Below are 17,100 nucleotides of genomic sequence, written 5' to 3'. Positions count from 1 at the left end.
CTCTAATTCTTTTTTACGACTAAACTGCTTTTAAAATTATGAAGGAATAGAAATACTAAAACGGGTAACCAATAGCAAAATTAAAAACTGTTTCATCGGCTTGAAAATTAAACGCTTTGTCGTCGTAAGCAGGATCGTGTACAGGTGCTGCAAAATCAAATCGGATAACAAAGCCTTGTACGTCTACCCTTAATCCCACACCAGTGCCAATACCAAGTTGACTCATAAAATCGTTTGTGAATTTTCCGCCAGGTAAAGCTTCATTTTCTATAGAATTCCAAACGTTACCAGCATCTACAAATACAGCGCCTTTTAAATACGAAAAAAGCGGAAAACGATATTCTAAATTGGCTTCTAGCCTAATGTTTCCCGTTTGGTCTACGTATACGTTTTCAGTCTCGTTTTCGTTGCGATACGTTCCAGGACCTAAGGCACGGATTCTGAATGCACGTACGCTATTTGGTCCTCCTGCCGAATATTGCTTTATATATGGCATTAATTGGGAGTTGCCATAAGCATAACCATAGCCTGCAAATAATCTGGTGGCAATTTTCTGTTCTTTTTTGAAGTTGAAATGATATCTGAAATCGATGTCAGCTTTAGCATATTGCGCATATTCCAAACCTAAAAAAGTGTCGGAACCAGGCGGATTTTCTTTGCCAAATAGGCTAACAAGATTTCCAGCAATATCTATATTGGTATTGAAGTAAAATTGATGCTTTTTATTAACATCTACCATTTCGTTGTAGGTAAACGAATAGGTTAAGCCAGCAATAAATTGTTGGTCGAAACTTTGTTGTAAAAAGGGATTATCTTCAAGAATCTGATCGAACTCGGGTGTGGTTTTCATTAAGTTATTGTAGTTAATCGAAATGAGATTAAGCTCGTGAGTTGTAAATCGGTTTTCGTTCCAGATATAACCAAATTCGGCGGTAGAGGACAACATGGTGTATAGATCGGTACGGTTTAAATAGTCTATACTTAAGCTGGTTTTGGTTTTAGGAATAGAATATTTAAAAAAATCGTCGCTAATGTGAAAAGGAATTAGCATACGCGGAAATAATAGTTCTCCTTTTAGACCTAACGATGTGTTGCTGGCTCGGTTTTCGTTATCCTTTATACCAACTTGAAATTCGTAACCCACATTTGCGCTTAAATTGAAAATTTCTCCGCCGTTAAATAAATTTCTGTTGGTATGCGTAAACTCTAGCGCTGGGCCTGCAAAACTATTGGATTTTGTTACCGCTTGCAATTCAGCTTTTAAGGCATGTTTGTTTAAGGGTGATAAGTAAATGTTGGCTTGTAAAGCCGCTGTACTATCTGTTAATAACGAATCTATTTCTTCATATTGAATGTTTACATATTTGTAGGTCCCAATTGTAGACAGTCGTCTGGCGGTATTTCTAGATTCAGCCGGATTGTATAAACTGTCTTCTTTTAGAGTTATAAATGGGTCTAGACGTTTGGCTTTAAAGAAAGGTTCGGTTTCAATAAAATTTTTATTATTAAATCTTATGGTGTCTTTAGCAAGCGAATCGTTTTTAATATCGTAATTGGTATGTACATTTATTTTAGATACGGTGTAAGGCACAACAGATTTTTTTGGCACATCGTTTTTTAGGCGTAAATACAAATCGAAATTTCGGTTTTTGTATTGGGTAGTGTCGGCTTCAAAAATTAAAAAGTCGGCATTAAAATTATAGTAGCCATTATTTTTTAAACTATGGTCTATGCGCTGTCTTTCGGTTTTTAGATAATCGAGATCGAACCGCAGGCCTTTTTTAAATTCCGAGGTTTCCATAGTTGCTTTTATGGTATTGTATATGGGATTTTGTAGGGAGTCTAATTGATAGGTTTCTAAACGATAGGGTTGTTTTACATTTAAGGTGTAAATGGCTTCGGATGCTTTTTGGTCGGGATGATCTTCGAGTGTTCCCGATGCAGAACTATAGAAAAAACCATGATTTTCTAATCGATTTACTAAAATATCTTCTACATCGTACGTTTTTACATCTGATTTATAGACTGGTTCTTCACCAATTTTTTTGTAGAGCCAGCGGTTGATGAACCCGGGATGTTCTTTTTGCATTTTATAATGTAAATACAAGCCAGGTTGCATGCCTAAAAACGATGAATTAGGCTCTGGCCGTAAAACGGATTCTAATTCCGATTGTAGTTGCTCTTCTTGTTCTAAGATAGAATCGGTTTCGATAATAACTTTTCCGCCTGTATACAGCATTTCGTCTTCCGGAATATACTTTTGTATGCTACACGAAACCAACACGCAAAGCAAAAGCAAACAGGTGCATAAACGGTATAGTGTATACGGGTATTTAAACGTGTTATGGCGTTGTTTTGTAATCAAGGAGCAGTTTTGGTTTTTAATTTTTCTTCTTCTTTTTGTTGCTTATCGAGTTGACGTTCTTCTTTAGAATGTAACATGGCATCCCATAAATCTCTAAATTTATTGAATTCTTGGGTGAAAATAAGAGCTAGGCCGCTAACAATGGTTTGACCGTCGATAACCGATTCGAATTCGTTTTTTTGAAACGCTTTTAAGCGATATTTTCCTGAAGGTGTTATTAGGTATTCTAGACTTACATCGCCAATTAAAGGAGCTTCCTCGCCAGTAGGGTCGCTGCCTTCTATGTCTACGGCACTACCAACACGTACAATCACACGTTCGTTAAATAATTTTTTTTGTGCCGCAACATCCAATTGCGTGCGCTGTTCTGGCGAGCTGCCTTGGTAATCTGTAAAACTGTTAAGGCCAAAGTCGAGTTCTAGACCTGTGCTTCCTAAAAGTTTATCGGAAAACATGTTTAGTTGGTCCGAAATGGCATCGTTTAAATTGTCTCTGGCAATCGAGGCAAAACCACCGCTACTACCATCGCTACCCGATTCTGGATAAAAACGATTCATTACCAATAACGAAAATACTTGGCGGTTTAATTCGCCTTCTTGCTGGTTTACTTGTTGCACGCGCCCGTAAACCTGTCCGCTTATTGCACCTTGTTCATCTTCGGGCATGTCTAACTTAAACGAAATTTTGGGTTGCATTAATTCGCCGTCTATATTTAAATACACCTCGAAAGGGAGTACTTGCTTGTATTTGTTTTTTACTGCAGGATCGGAGCCCGAAATTTGAGAAGCCATTAAGGGTAAAGACGATGTTTTAACATTGTATAATGCTTTTACATCCATATTAGCATCAAGTGGATTACCCGACCACGATACGCGACTGCCAGGAACGAGCTCGAATTTTCGTCTTACAAGCTGATATAAACTCATTTCGTAATGGCCACCCGATACGGTATACACTCCCGATAAGTTCATGCGACCGTTAGGATCCATTCTAAAAACAAAATCGCCATCTCCAGAGGTTTGGAAATTATCGCCTGTACTTTCGTCTAGTATTAGTGTGAATACTGCTTCTTTAGGTATGGTAAACGAAGCGTTTAAATCGAAGCCTGTTACGGTAGCGGTTTTTTCTTGGGTTTTAGTAAGAATTGCATTTGGGTTTTGTCTATTCACAAAAACAACAACACCATCGCGTTCTTCTATATTTACAGTTGAAGAAGGCATGACGTAAGACAGGTCTGTGGTTGGACTTACAGTGGCTGTTAAATCGATTTTAGGAATGGTTAAATCGCCAGTTATTTGGCCTTTGGCATCAAACGATAATTGGCCATACATCATGTCGTTGTCTTCTTTTGTGGCATTGAGGACCTGAAAATCTTTAGCTTCTAAATCTAAATTGAATTTTGGGTTTGCGAGATCTTCGGTAGTTATTTTCCCATTAAAAACAAAGGCACTTTCGTTATTATCCTTAATAGTAAAGTTGGATAGGCTAATTCCCGAATTGTCTATGTTTAATGTTTCTTTAGTGAAAATAAAATTGGTGTTAAGTTTGGTTACGGTAACATCGGCATTGTTAAAATTTAACTGACCAGTGTATTTTGGCTCGGCCAGGGAGCCTGTAATTTTAAAGTCGCCTGATAAGCTTCCAGAAGCATTAGATAATTCGTTTAGGGAAAGCCCTTCAACAGCTTTCATTTTAAAGTCGTTTATAACAAGATTGGCATTTAAATTAGGTTGCGTGTTAGATGCTTGATAGTTTCCGTTAAAATCTAAATCGACATCGCCATCTTTGGTGCCAAGAGCAAAGGTGTACGTGTTATTGGTGTTGGAGTTGCCTTGTAGTGTTAAAGTGCCCAGGTTGGCATTTAGAACTTTTAGATTGTCGATTGATAAATCGGCTAGAAAACCACTGTTCCCAAAAGGGTTTTGGACAGTGAAATCGCCGTTTAAATTGCCTTGGGCTAAAGCGTTGTCTGGATTAAAATAAGCCAAAAGGTCGTTTAATCCGAATTGGTTAAAAGCTATAGTAATTTCGTCTTTATTGTTTGTAGTAATCCCGTTGGTAATGGCAATAGATTCTTGGTTTTTAGATATGGTAAAGTCCTTAAAATGGAGTGCATTTGGCGTGTAGGTAATTTGGTTGCTGTTTGGAATGTTCCACAATTCGCGGTTAATCATTAACGAATCTGGAACCACCTTAAGGTGTAAACTGTCTCTGTGTCCAGCAATATTGGCTTGCCATTGGGTGAGTACATCGTCTTCATCGAAAGCTATAAATTTTACAGCCATTTCGTGATTATATTGTTTGCCTGAAAAACTGGTACGTTTTAGGCTTATAGGGCCTGCTGCAACATGTTTGAAACCGAGATCGAAATTAAAATCATCTACATCTGTATCGATGTTTAACTGTAAACTATCTAATTCGTAGTCGTTGTAGTTAATATGTGGCGCAGTAATATTAGTTTTTAAAACTTTTTCTTTTTGATTAAAATCGACGGCCAAATTAACGGTGTCGATGGCTTTTAAGTTTGGTAGAAATACATCGTTTAAAATAGGGCCTTGTGCTAGTTTGCCTTCAAGTTTTATGATAACAGGTTTAAGCGAATCGGGTAGGGTGCTATCTCTGTAAAAATAGCTTTGTATGTGGTTTTGTAAGGCGGCGCTAAATCGGTTAGGATTTGTATTCGATTCTAAATTTAAACTTAAAAGTTTGTTGTCTATACTAAGGTAGGTTGTGTCTGGCCTAACATGTGCTTCTGCCAAAATATCGCCTAGTAAATAGGTTTTGTTGTCGTAAACAATTACGCCTTCCTTTATATTTGTGCTCGCATCAAATTGATCGCCGTTGCCTTTAAAATCTAAATGTAAATTAAGGCCAGCTCTTATGTCTTTTTGAACCAAGCCTAAGGCTTGTAAGTTAGCACCGATGAGATCTAGATCAATATTCGCTTCTGGTGATACCGAATCTAAAACCACATGGCTATTTAATTTTAAGTTGATGTTATCGTCTTTGTATTTCGAAACGATATCGCCAGCGCCTTTGTTAAGTTCTCCCGAAATGAGTAAGTCTGTAATCTGATAATTTTGAAGTTTTAGGCTACTGATTTTAGCATCTAAAATAGCATCTAAGTCGTTTACTGAGTTTCCTGTTCCAGTAGCTTTAACAGTTAAACTTAAAGGGCCTAGTTGTTCGTTATTTAATAAGGTGTTAAGCTTAAAACCGTCTATGTCTAACTCGGTGTCGAAAGCAATGCCGTTAAGGTCTTTGTAGTCAGCTTTTAACGTGGCATTGCCAAGCGAGGTGTTTAATGCCAAGTCCGTATTTATATTATTTAACTGACCATTTAATTGTCCTGTTAATACCACAGTTTCTGGTAAGGATAAGCCTAATTCGGTTTCGTTTACAAATTTTAAAAGGTCTTGTTTGGTGATTTCGGCTTTAATAGTGGGCAGATTTAAATACAGACTATCTGTAATTGTTGGGTTTTTAATCTGGCCGTTTACTGCAATTTGTGTGGTTTTTCCCCAGTTTAATTGTGCTTTGTCGAGTTGAATTTCCGATAAAGTGCCTTTGGCATAAAGTTGCCCGGTTATAAAACGCTGACTTAAACTGTCTACATACGCATTGTTTTGTAATTCGGGTTGAAAACGGTAGGCTTCGGTAATATCGAGCTGCAATTTAGAAAGTTCTAAAGCTATTTTAGATTGTTCTGGTTGTTTTAGAAACGATGCGATACTCGGGTAATTGAGTGTTGTTTGCCCTTGCAGTATCGTCTGATTGGCAATTATTTCAAGATGATTCAAATCTAAGATTTGATCTGTAATATTTAAGTTAAAGTTAGCTTTGTTAAGCGCCAGACCTGAAGCTTCACGAAATTCAAATTGATTTAACTCAGCATTAATTTCTTCATTTTTTAAATAGATATTTTGCGCTTTTAATGTGAACGCCGTAATGCTTAAAGCATTGCCGTTAAATACATTCTTTTGTGGTTTTTGGTCGTTCACATAATAGCCAAACGTATTGTTTTGTAAATCGATATGTTTTAATTCTGCCGACAATTGTGGCCAAGTAAAACACGCTCCGGTTGTTGTGTCTGGTTGTTCTGTTGTTTGGGTTGTGGCTGTTCGGGTATTAACAATAATACTTGAGTTTTTTAAGGCAATATCGTCTACAGCATACGTGTTGTTTGCTAAATCTATATTGGGGATTTCGGTTTCAAATGTTGCAATATTGGCATCAAGTGTAAGTTGGTCTGCAGTGGTTTCGTAATGGGCTTTTACGTTTGTTATAGCAAATTCATCTATTGCAATAACTGGTAAAGTGGTACTTGTTGTGTCTTGAGGTTGAGCGGGAACAGGGTGTTGGATGTATGAAATTTCGGAATCTTCTATACGTGCCTCAGACACTCTAAAATTCATTTCATTTAGGTCGAAGGTATCCATGTCTAGATATATTTCGCCTAGCTTAAAATGGCTGTCAATGCCTAAAACTGCATCGTAAAACACAATGTTAAAATGGCTTAAAGCGATGTCTTTGATGATAATAGATAACGGTTCGGCATTTGGGTCTGCGGGAGGCTCGGGTGTGTCTGATTCTGAAGCGAAGGCATCTATTAAAAACTGAAAATTATATCCCGAAATAGAATCATTACGAATTATATTGGCTCGAAACCCGTCCCAAGTAAGCGATTCAATTCCCACGCCTTTACCTCGAATAATCGGTAATAAAGGCACATCGGCTTTAAGTGTTTTGCTGTAAATTAAGGTGTCGCCTTTAGTGTCTTCCAGAAATAGATCTTCCACTTTTAAATCGCCTGAAAAAGTTAAAAATACTTTACCAATTTCTATTTTGGTGTGTGTTTTTTCCGAGACAAACGAGGTAATGTAACCAATAATTGTATTTTGCCCCCACGAACTTCTTATTATTAACACTAGCGTGAAGAAAATAAAAAGTAAAACCATAACAAGCCACTTTAAGATTTTTAGAATCTTACGTTTTTTAGGAGCTGTATTGATGTCTGGTTTTGTGGTTTTCAATAGCGTAAAGATTTGGTTATCAAAAATATCATAATTACACAATTACACCTTGTTTTTTTGAGTTTTTTAATGTGAAAATCGATAAACGTAGTGTGAATGATGTGAAGTAATACCAATACGTAGCTACTTTAAAATGTATGTGCAACTGTAAGCGTAAGTTGATTTTTATTTGTTTCAGTAGTTACCTGATTTAAAAAACCTAAGGACATTTTTAGGTGCGCAGAGAATACATAGCCCAAACTTAAATACAAGCGGTTTCTGTCAAAAATATCTACATTTTCAGTGTCGCTAATTTCTTTTTGTCCATTAAAAAACACTTCGTCGTAAAACGATACAAACCAAGTGTTTTTAATTAACAGTCTATGATTTAAAGGGAGGTCGATCCCTAGCGAGTATCGGAACCGTGTTCTAAAGTTTTCGTTTTGAATGAAGCGTTGTTCTATTCTAACCCGTTGTACCAAGTACAAACGTTCGCCGAGTTTAGAAGGGTAGCGTATTTCTTGATAAATTCGGTTTTCACTATTTTTAAATTCACCATTATCCCGATAATGCGACGAAATGTAGGCGTAGCCTAAAGTGAATTTAAACCGAGAGTTTTTTGGTGTAAAATGGCCTCCGCCCCTAATTAAAAGTTGTTGGGTAAGGCCTGTAACATTCCAATTTCTATATTGTATATCGCCATTTATTCCCCATAAACTATTGTCAAAATCAGAGTTAAAGGTGTAGACAAACCAGCTGCCTAACTCGCCGTCTTGTTTTTGTGCACAAACCGAAATGCTAAATAGTAGGCTAGCTAAAGCCATTAAGATTTTGTTCGAAATTCTCATTTAAAGACTGATGTTTAACATTGCGGAGCTGCAGTCGGTTTTGGTGTATAAATGTACTTAACAAATAATAAATGCAAAATAGTTAATCTTATTAATATGTCGTGTAGTTTTACTTTAACAAAATTTTAATAATTTAGTTCTTCTTAACTCCAATACTATGAAATTTATATGTTTTGCCTCTGCAATGTTATTTTGGTTTAATACCGCTTTATGCCAAAAAAAAAGTACACCTGTTAGCAATGAGGCATTAAAAGGTTTAGTGAAAAAGTATAAATCGGATGTTAGAGGGCCTTATAGAGATATTCGTTGGTTTTGCGACGATGGTACTATAAATATGCCCAAAGAGCCTTGCGAAGATGGCGGTGTACAGCATGCCAGATATAAAGATGAAGTGATTGCATTAGGAGAATCAAATCACATATACTTTGGTCAGATTTTGGCTTCTACAAATCAGGATGCTTTTTTAGATCGCGAGCATAATTTTTCCAGATTGAAGCAATATTTGTTAGAACGGTATTTAAAATCTGTAGACGACGGATGGATTAATAGAAAAGCACAATATTACAGGGGGCATATTCAGGCCGAGGATGAGCAGGCTTGGGGAAAAGACTTTTTTATTAAGGTTTTAAAGCACGATGAATTTTTAACGAAACATTTTTACCTGTTACGACAAGCTGTAAAGGATATTCCACATGCTGGCGATGACAACGTTGCCCAATTAATGCGTAGCCAATCTAAAGTTTTGGCAGAAAATTACGAGCCATTTATGAACTTACGTATTAAAATTCATGGCAATCCAGAGCCTTCAGATATCACCAAAGTCAGTACTTTTAAAACCGAACAGGCTAGTAAATTAACCCCCGATTTAAATAAGCAGTTAGATGCCCTAATGTTAACCATGCACACATATTTTGAGCCTGTGCAAATTGAAAGTTTAAACGTGTTTTTAACCGAATTAACCAATGCCGATATTAAAAGTAAAACGGTTGGTTTTATTAATGCATATAAAGATGCAGATGTTGCTACTAAAATTGAAGGTGCTTCAGAGTTAATGTGGTATATCCGCACGCATATTTTGGAAGAGCCATCGGCAAGCGGGCGTTTAGGTTTACTAGATTTATCGCTAAAACTCGAATTGCTAATTACAAAGCAAATCAACGAATATCCAGAACACAACTTACAATCGTTGTTAAGTAAAATTTGTTATTTAAGCACCGCATCGGCGGCATCTGGCTATACCGAAATTTGGGAATGGAAACATTTAGAGGGGCAATTGTCGGTTTCTGAAGCATCCGATTTATCGTTAGAAACATTAACAGAAACCTTAGAAGCTGCCAGAAAACAATTGGAGTGGGGAACGGGTAAAAACAGTGCTGTGTTTAGCGACGTTGTTAGGGTGTACGAAGCTTTTGAACCACTGGTGCATGGTTTTTTAGACGACAGAATTAGAGGTTCGGTTGCTTTGCCTTTAGGGAATAGTATTGGTAAATTAGGAAATTTTATCACTTCGGAATCGGCATTAAATAATCGTGTGTTAAACTTAAGCAATCAGAGCCATGTTCACGGACTTAATCCAGGGTATGCCAAAGGGAAATTAATTGTTGTTGAAGGTTCTGGCGAAGATTTAGAAGTTAATCCTAACCATATTTATATATTTAGCAGACCGCCATCCGATTTAAAACCGATTGCAGGTATTTTAACGGTTTCCGAAGGAAATTTAGTATCGCATGTGCAGTTGTTGGCCAGAAATTTAGGGATTCCAAATGCGGCGGTTTCTTCCGAAAATGTAACCGAGTTTAAGAAATTTCAAGGTCAGACAGTGTTTTATGCCGTATCTAATAAAGGCACGGTAATTATGAAACCAGAAAGCGAGATGACGGCGAGCGAAAATCAGTTGTTTTCTAAAACCGTGCAACAGCACGATATGATTACTGTTCCTGTAGATAAAATTAAATTGGATCGCACTACCATTCTAAATTTAAGGGAAGTGAATGCCGAGTCTTCAGGGATTTATTGCGGCCCGAAAGCTGCTAATTTAGGAGAATTAAAATCTAATTTTCCAGAGCATGTGGTTGAAGGTTTTGTTATTCCGTTTGGTATATTTTTAAATCATATGAAACAAGATATCCCTAATCAAAACACCACGTATTGGGAATATTTAAACAAGATTTTTAATACAGCAAGACAAATGCAGGCCGAGGGTAAGACTTCGGAAGCTATTGAAACGTATCAATTAACAGAATTGGCAAAGCTTAGACAGTTAATAATCGATATGCCACTTTTAGATGAATTTATAATCGATTTAGAAACGCAATTTGAATCCGTTTTAGGGTCTTCAATAGGCGAAACGCCTGTGTTTTTAAGAAGTGATACCAATATGGAAGATCTTAAAAGTTTTACCGGCGCAGGGTTGAACCTGACATTGTTTAATGTGCTCGATCGCGATAAAATTATTGAAGGCATAAAAACGGTTTGGGCCTCGCCTTATACCGAGCGTAGCTTTAAATGGCGTCAGAAATACTTAACAAACCCAGAAAATGTATATCCGTCTATAGTTGTTATACCTGGGGTTAATAACGATTTTTCTGGAGTTATGATTACCAAGGGCGTTAGCAGTGGCAATACCGACGAAATAACCGTAGCCTTTAGCAGAGGAGTTGGCGGTGCCGTAGATGGGCAGGCTGCTGAAACATGGGGTATTAAAAATGATGGAAATACTTTTTTAATCGCGCCATCTAGAGAGCCTTCGTATTTGTCGTTGCCAAAAACAGGTGGTACAGAACGTCATTTCACTACCTTTGAAAAACCAATTGTAAGCGAAAAACATTTAAGTGAGCTTAATGCATTTAGCAAATTGTTAGCCGAAAAAATGACAGCTAAAGGTATTCACGGACCTTACGATGTCGAGCTCGGGTTTAAAGACAATAAAATATGGTTGTTTCAGGTGCGCCCATTTGTGGAAAATAAAAGTGCTAAAAGTTCCGCTTACTTGGAGTCTATTACCCCAGTAGTTAATTTAAACAAAACCATATCTAACACTACGCCATTATAATTATGAAAAAACTAGTTGTTGTTTTAATTGTTGTATTTATGTCTTTAGGGTTTACAGCAGCCCGTTTTTATCCCATAGATGGTTATCAGTTAACAGGAATTAAACGTCTGGTGTATCTGGAGAAAGTGAAAAGTGGCGATGTAGAAAGCCATCGTATTCCCGCAGGCGCATTTATGCCTTTAGATTCTATTCGCTTAAATTTGGTTAATCGCAAGAAGGAAATCCAAAATATGCCAGAAGTAAACGATACCTTACAGCATAAAATAGAGGGGTTGTTTAGGGGCTTAGATAAAAATTACTCGTTAGGGATTGTAGAAATGACTAACGGACAGCCTATTCGTTATGCCCAACATCGGGAGAGTGCCCAATACCAACCAGGAAGTGTTGGTAAATTGGTGGTTTTAACAGCGTTTTTTAACCAGTTATGCCAAATTTTTCCTGAAGGGGATTTCGAGCAGCGTCGGGAATTGTTAAAAACTAAAAAGATTACCGCTGGCAATTGGGCTTTACACGATCACCATACGGTACCCATTTACGATTTAGATACTGAAAAATTAACCAGACGGACCATAAGGGCTACAGATGTGTTTTCACTTTACGAGTGGTTAGACCACATGTTGTCTGTAAGTAATAACGGGGCGGCTAGTGTAGTTTGGCGCGAAGCTGTTTTAATGCATGTGTTTCAAGGCGAATATCCGAATTTAACTTTCGAACAGGCCGAAGCTTATTTTAAGAGCACTTCGAAAAGTGAGTTGTCCGAAATGGCTATTAACTTGGTAAATGAACCTTTACGCGAATTAGGAATTACAGAAGATGAGTGGCGCTTAGGTAAATTTTTTACCGAAGGTGCAGGTGGGTATATTCCGGGTCGTGGCGGTAGTACCGGTACTCCAATTGGTCTTATGAAATTTGTTATTGCATTAGAAAAAGGCGAAGTAATCGATTATAAGTCGAGTTTAGAAATGAAGCGATTATTGTTTTTAACCGATAGAAGAATTCGATATGCAGCCTCCAAGAAATTAGACAGTGCCGCGGTGTATTTTAAATCTGGAAGTTTGTATTCTTGTGCTAAAGATTTAGGCCCATGTGGAAAATACCAAGGAAACAGATATAATTACATGAATTCTGTCGCCATTGTAGAGCACCCAGGCGGAAAACGCTATGCAGTGTGTTTAATGTCTAATGTCTTGCATAAAAACTCGGCTTACGACCACTTAATGCTAGCTTCTAAAATAGACGATATTATATTGAAAGAAGACGAATAACTTCCGGTTTTGTTTATGGTAAATTTACACACTTAGTGAAATACTGCCGTAAGTAGTTTTTTTATTTTTTGTCAGTTTGGTTCTCCGTTATTGTGTCTTTTACTAATGCGTTGTAAATGTAATCAGGTGTTTCTTTTTTTAGCTTTTCCATTTTACTTTGAAAGTGTTTAGTAAGAAATCTTTTTTCCTTTGGGTTTAAACTGTCAAGAATTCCAATCTGTCCGCAGAAACTAATATTTTCGTCATTATTGTGAACTAAAATTAAAATGGGATATCCGTTTTCTATATCGTTAAAATAAATTCCATTGTTTATTTCCGACATGTCAAGATTTTTTTCAATTCCTTTTTTAGGAATAGGTCGGTCTAAGAAATAAGTATAACTTACATTTTTGATTCTGGGACTATCAAAAGGATTCTTATTTAAAGCGACATAATCAATAATTCCTTGAACTTCATAGAAGTCCGATTCTTTATAGTCCCAATACTTCTTTTCGGACTTACAAGAATAAAGTCCTAAGGTCAAGATCAATATTATAGTTAGTGTTTTTTTCAAAATTACTTACAACTAGAATTAAACCAAATGCTTTAAATAAGCTAAGGTTTGCTGGGCTTGTTTTCTTACAGTTTCGCTATGGTCGGTTAACACCATTTCTACAAGTGGTATAAATGTTTTGTTTTTAGTTTTTTCTATTAAATACAGTACTGCATGCTTAATTTTTAAGTCGTGGCGTTGCAATAAAATGCGATAACATTCGGCTTCGCTGTACACCTTCAAATTTAATTTTTTAATGATTTCTTCGGTAATATCATCATTAAAAAAGGCCGATTCGGCTATGGGAATAAGTTCTCGTTTTAAGTGGTAATCTAAAATATTGTCTAAAAATTCTATCGCATTAACGCGTTGTTCTTCTTCGCCATTTAAGATGATGTCAAAAATCGGGTCAATTTCCTTTGGCGGATATTTAATGCCTAAAAATTTAAAAATGCGTTGCAATTGTCGGTCTAAACGTTGTTCTAGAATTTGCATTAAACCATGCCTGGCTTCATCTTCTTCTTCATTAGTTTTGTGTTCGGCTTTTTCTTTAAATTTTATGATGATTTGAGAGTGAATAGACGATAGCATGCTTTGGTAAATTTGGCATTCGTCTAAAATTTTATCAACTAAATAGCGATCCTTTATTTTTAAATGTGGGTGTTTCCATTTTAATCGTCTAAGTGCATCAATGGCTTCAATGGTTACCGAATGTTCTGTGTTGTCTATAAGTTTAAGTAAGGCGTTAATCGATTTTTGAGAAGCAAAACGCTCTATAACTACAGGAATAATGTGGGCGTCGTCTAAATCGTATTGTTCGTTAATGGTTTTTATTACGAGGTCGTCTATTATATGTTCTCCATAACTGTGTAAACTTTTTATGGCTTGTTGGCGTGTTTCTTTTTTAGATAACCAATTAACCATAGAATCTATAAATTCTGTAGACTTGGTTTTGGCAGCGCTTTGCAGTGCAACAATGGCTATGCTACTTGTGTTCGTTTTTAATTGGTTGCTAATAATGTAGTAAAACGACTTGGCGTGAATGTTACCAATGGCTTCTAAAATAACTTTTATTTTATTCGTTTTATAGGTATCGTCTGTAGAAATGCTCCACTCGTTTATTGCTTTTTGTAGGTAATAATCGAAATTGAAGCGTTGCTGGATGATTGGATTGTTTTTTAACTCAAGTGACAGTCCGATTAAGGTTGCGTTTTTTATAGATTCGTCTTCACTCTTTAAATACGCGTTAAATAAGTGTAAGGTATTACGTTTGCTTTTGTGGATTAAATATCTAAAAGCATCTGTTGTAAGTAACTGATCGGGTTTTTGGATTAAGGGTTCTATTTGTTCGGAAAGATCTTCTGTTTTTAGGTAATATAAGTTTTCTATTGCTAATGCTTTTACATGGTCTGAAGGGTGTTGAAGGAGTTGCTTAATTGAAGAAAATAAGCGTTCGTCTGGAGCTTCCAATGTGCGTTTTAGCATGTGTATCATTTGGTTTTCTGTTCCGTGTTCAAAAACTTCAATGATACTGCTTATAATAGATCTTACTGGGCGTTCTTCTTTTTTAGGTTTGTCGTTTTGGATGCTCAAGTGCGGAGGATCCAATAGGTTTTTAAACGCATCTACATAAGCCGAACGCAGTTTAAAAATAACCACAATCCAAACTATAATGAGTACTATGGTAATTAAGCTAACATAAATAGAATGTATTTTTAGGCCGTTAATAAAAAAGATAAGAATAAGTCCCGCCAATCCTGTAGCAATACTGTCTACAACAACATCTATAAATGTTTTGGTTTTTTTCTTGATGTCTATCGGGATGGGGATAGACAATAATTCTGTAGCCGATTTATTTACGGATTGCTTTAAACTACCATCTACTATTTTTATAAAAACGATTACTCCTAATTCGGGAACAAAGAGTAGGATTATAGAGCCTATTAAAATACCAACAGGAAGCCATAATAACGATTTTCCGACTCCAAATGTACCAACAATACGTTTGGTTAAAAAGAGTTGGATAACCAACGAAATAACACTTAAAGTAGAAAACCAAAACCCGAAAAATGATGTTAGTTTTTCCTGATTTAAAATCATTTCGGAAGCATAATGGCTGTATTGATAGTCTACAAGTTTAGCTACAATAACACCTATGCCAATAACCAATGCAATTCTGGATAGCAGTTTAGATTGTTTAATTAAAGCAATAGGAGACTCGCCTTTGTGTTCTGATTTATGGGCGATATTAGCTAAGTTGGTGTTGGCTACATTGGTGTTCCATATATATTTTGTAATGGGCAAACAGCAGAGTAGTAGTGCGGCTGCGACAAATAATAAGTGCTCGGAATTTATAAAATTGGTTAATAACGAAGCGAGATACCCTCCAAAAATTCCCCCAGCAATAGCGCCAGCGCCTATAAAGCCAAAAATGCGTTTGGCTTCTCTAATGTTGTAGACTAAATTTGCTAAAATCCAGAATTGCGATGTGGTTAATAAACCATAAATGGCTACCCAAATGTAGGGGATGTACAATAAATAGCCTAGTTTTAAATGCGTACTTAAAGCAATACCAAAAATAATTAAGGATAGCAAACATCCCCATAGGGTAAGTTCTATTACTCGGTTTAACTTATAACGCTCCAGGAATTTGTCGTAAAAGTAAGAGCCTATTACTGCCGAAGCTGCCGTAAAAATATAAGCTAAAGGCAAGGCTTTAGCGGTTAATTCTGAAAGAAATAAAGAATTTATTGTAGGCTTTACAACCAGTAAGGTTGTAATTAATAAAAAAATATTGAGTTGTAGCAACAGGGTTTTCTGAAGCTCATCTTCATTAATGTCAAAAACGTCTAGTAAGTAGGTTTTAACTTTCTGTATTGGCAGCATTTGGTTTGGAGTTAATAGCCTTTTCTATGGGCTCAACCAAATTACGAATTATTTGCTCACCATTTTCATTTTCAATTAAAGCTACCAAAATATACTTGCGATCTTCGCTCCAAACAAGAATAGAGTCGGAATGCCAATTTCTCCAACTACCAGATTTTCTAAATAATCTAGCATCGGGGTCTATACGCTCTAGGGTATTTACAAATTTATGATGCAATTCTGGATTTTCCATCATGTCTAACATGTGTTTAGAACGTTCTGGAGTTACCAACTTGCCATGTAACATTAAATAATAAAAGCGGCACACCTGATCGGCAGAAGCCGCATGGCTTAGGTTTTTTAAAGGTTCTCTGTTGGTAGGTCCAGAAGCGGCATAGCGCTTGCCTACCCATAAGCCGCCTCCATTATTGGGTTCGTATAAATGATATTCGGGCGCGGTGAGTACACTTTCTATTTTTTGAAAACCAAGACGATCTATCATTCTAGTCGTTGCTTGGTTGTTAGAACGGCTAATCATTTGCCTCATATCGCTTTTAACATCTGGAGTTGCTTGTAACTCGCCTTTTTCCAAGGCGTCTTCGGCAGCTAGTAAAACAGCAATTTTAGGAAGACTTGCCGCATACATCATTTCTTCGCCGTTTATTTGAGCAAATCTAGGAGCCTCTGGCTGGCTCAAATCTATAACACCAATAGACATCCTTTTGTTATCTATTAAGTTTTTCCAGGTTGAATTTTTTGAAATTTCGTTAGTAAGCGAAGTTTCAAAATCAGCATTTTTGTAGGCAAAAAGCGGCTTAAATTCGTGATCTGGTAATGTGAAAGGTAAATTGTTGTAATTATCGACTTTAAAATCTAAACGATGAAATTTATGCTTAGGGTTTATTCTGTATTTGGCCAAGGTTTTTGTACCCAATACAGACGAAGCTGTAAGTAAAACTGCAGCTGCAAAAATTTTGTGTTTAAGGTGGATTTTTTTTGTAAGTCTCTGTCTCATAGTCGTTCTAAATCATTAAATACGAGTGCAATATTAATTTATTTTTAAATAATAAAAAATGACTTTAACACTAAATTTATTTGCCCATACACCTTTGTATAGGCAAATAGTTTCTGTTTTATAGTCTTAAATAAAAACGTGTGAAA

Annotated in this window: 8 protein-coding genes; 2 read left to right on the top strand and 6 right to left on the bottom strand. The window is 36.4% G+C overall.

The genetic code is table 11. The annotated features are described in order from the left end of the window. Positions 1–55: 55 nt before the first annotated feature. From ACR9EA_RS14765 to ACR9EA_RS14755, 3 genes are all read right to left on the bottom strand, one after another. Positions 56–2,239, bottom strand: a complete 2,184-nt coding sequence (locus tag ACR9EA_RS14765) for a BamA/TamA family outer membrane protein (RefSeq protein ID WP_435139898.1) — start codon at positions 2,237–2,239, stop codon at positions 56–58. Positions 2,240–2,361: 122 nt separating this feature from the next. Beyond that, on the bottom strand, positions 2,362–7,398 hold the full coding sequence (locus ACR9EA_RS14760; RefSeq protein WP_435134720.1) for a translocation/assembly module TamB domain-containing protein: 5,037 nt from the start codon (positions 7,396–7,398) through the stop codon (positions 2,362–2,364). 128 nt (positions 7,399–7,526) lie between these two features. Beyond that, on the bottom strand, positions 7,527–8,225 hold the full coding sequence (locus tag ACR9EA_RS14755) for a DUF2490 domain-containing protein (RefSeq protein WP_435134718.1): 699 nt from the start codon (positions 8,223–8,225) through the stop codon (positions 7,527–7,529). A 157-nt stretch (positions 8,226–8,382) separates the two neighbouring features. On the opposite strand from ACR9EA_RS14755, the gene ACR9EA_RS14750 reads away from it, so the two are divergent. Further along, complete coding sequence (locus tag ACR9EA_RS14750; RefSeq protein ID WP_435134715.1) at positions 8,383–11,277, top strand: PEP/pyruvate-binding domain-containing protein; 2,895 nt, start codon at positions 8,383–8,385, stop codon at positions 11,275–11,277. Between the two features lie 2 nt (positions 11,278–11,279). Further along, entirely contained in the window at positions 11,280–12,542 is a 1,263-nt protein-coding gene (locus ACR9EA_RS14745; RefSeq protein WP_435134713.1) for a serine hydrolase, read from the top strand. A 61-nt stretch (positions 12,543–12,603) separates the two neighbouring features. Here the strand turns inward: ACR9EA_RS14745 and ACR9EA_RS14740 are convergent, their stop codons facing one another. From ACR9EA_RS14740 to ACR9EA_RS14730, 3 genes are read right to left on the bottom strand one after another with little or no spacing between them, the layout of a single operon-like run. Beyond that, positions 12,604–13,065 carry a hypothetical protein gene (locus tag ACR9EA_RS14740; protein WP_435134710.1) on the bottom strand — a complete coding sequence of 154 codons (462 nt, stop codon included), beginning with the start codon at positions 13,063–13,065 and terminating at the stop codon, positions 12,604–12,606. A gap of 48 nt (positions 13,066–13,113) precedes the next feature. Further along, complete coding sequence (locus ACR9EA_RS14735) at positions 13,114–15,960, bottom strand: NTP/NDP exchange transporter (RefSeq protein WP_435134708.1); 2,847 nt, start codon at positions 15,958–15,960, stop codon at positions 13,114–13,116. Then, positions 15,938–16,954: a serine hydrolase gene (locus ACR9EA_RS14730; RefSeq protein WP_435134705.1), complete on the bottom strand. Its 1,017-nt coding sequence runs from the start codon at positions 16,952–16,954 to the stop codon at positions 15,938–15,940. Before ACR9EA_RS14730 ends, ACR9EA_RS14735 begins: the two co-directional genes overlap by 23 nt. Positions 16,955–17,100 lie beyond the last annotated feature (146 nt).

It is taken from the genome of Formosa sp. A9, assembly GCF_051200825.1.
In the GTDB taxonomy this organism is placed as follows: domain Bacteria; phylum Bacteroidota; class Bacteroidia; order Flavobacteriales; family Flavobacteriaceae; genus Formosa.
This window is presented reverse-complemented; position numbering and strand designations above follow the sequence as displayed.

Coding starts and splice junctions, on each gene's coding strand:
- ACR9EA_RS14755 (WP_435134718.1), bottom strand. CDS start 8,225: ATGAGAATTTCGAACAAAATCTTAATGGCTTTAGCTAGCCTACTATTT.
- ACR9EA_RS14735 (WP_435134708.1), bottom strand. CDS start 15,960: ATGCTGCCAATACAGAAAGTTAAAACCTACTTACTAGACGTTTTTGAC.
- ACR9EA_RS14745 (WP_435134713.1), top strand. CDS start 11,280: ATGAAAAAACTAGTTGTTGTTTTAATTGTTGTATTTATGTCTTTAGGG.
- ACR9EA_RS14750 (WP_435134715.1), top strand. CDS start 8,383: ATGAAATTTATATGTTTTGCCTCTGCAATGTTATTTTGGTTTAATACC.
- ACR9EA_RS14730 (WP_435134705.1), bottom strand. CDS start 16,954: ATGAGACAGAGACTTACAAAAAAAATCCACCTTAAACACAAAATTTTT.
- ACR9EA_RS14765 (WP_435139898.1), bottom strand. CDS start 2,239: ATGCTGTATACAGGCGGAAAAGTTATTATCGAAACCGATTCTATCTTA.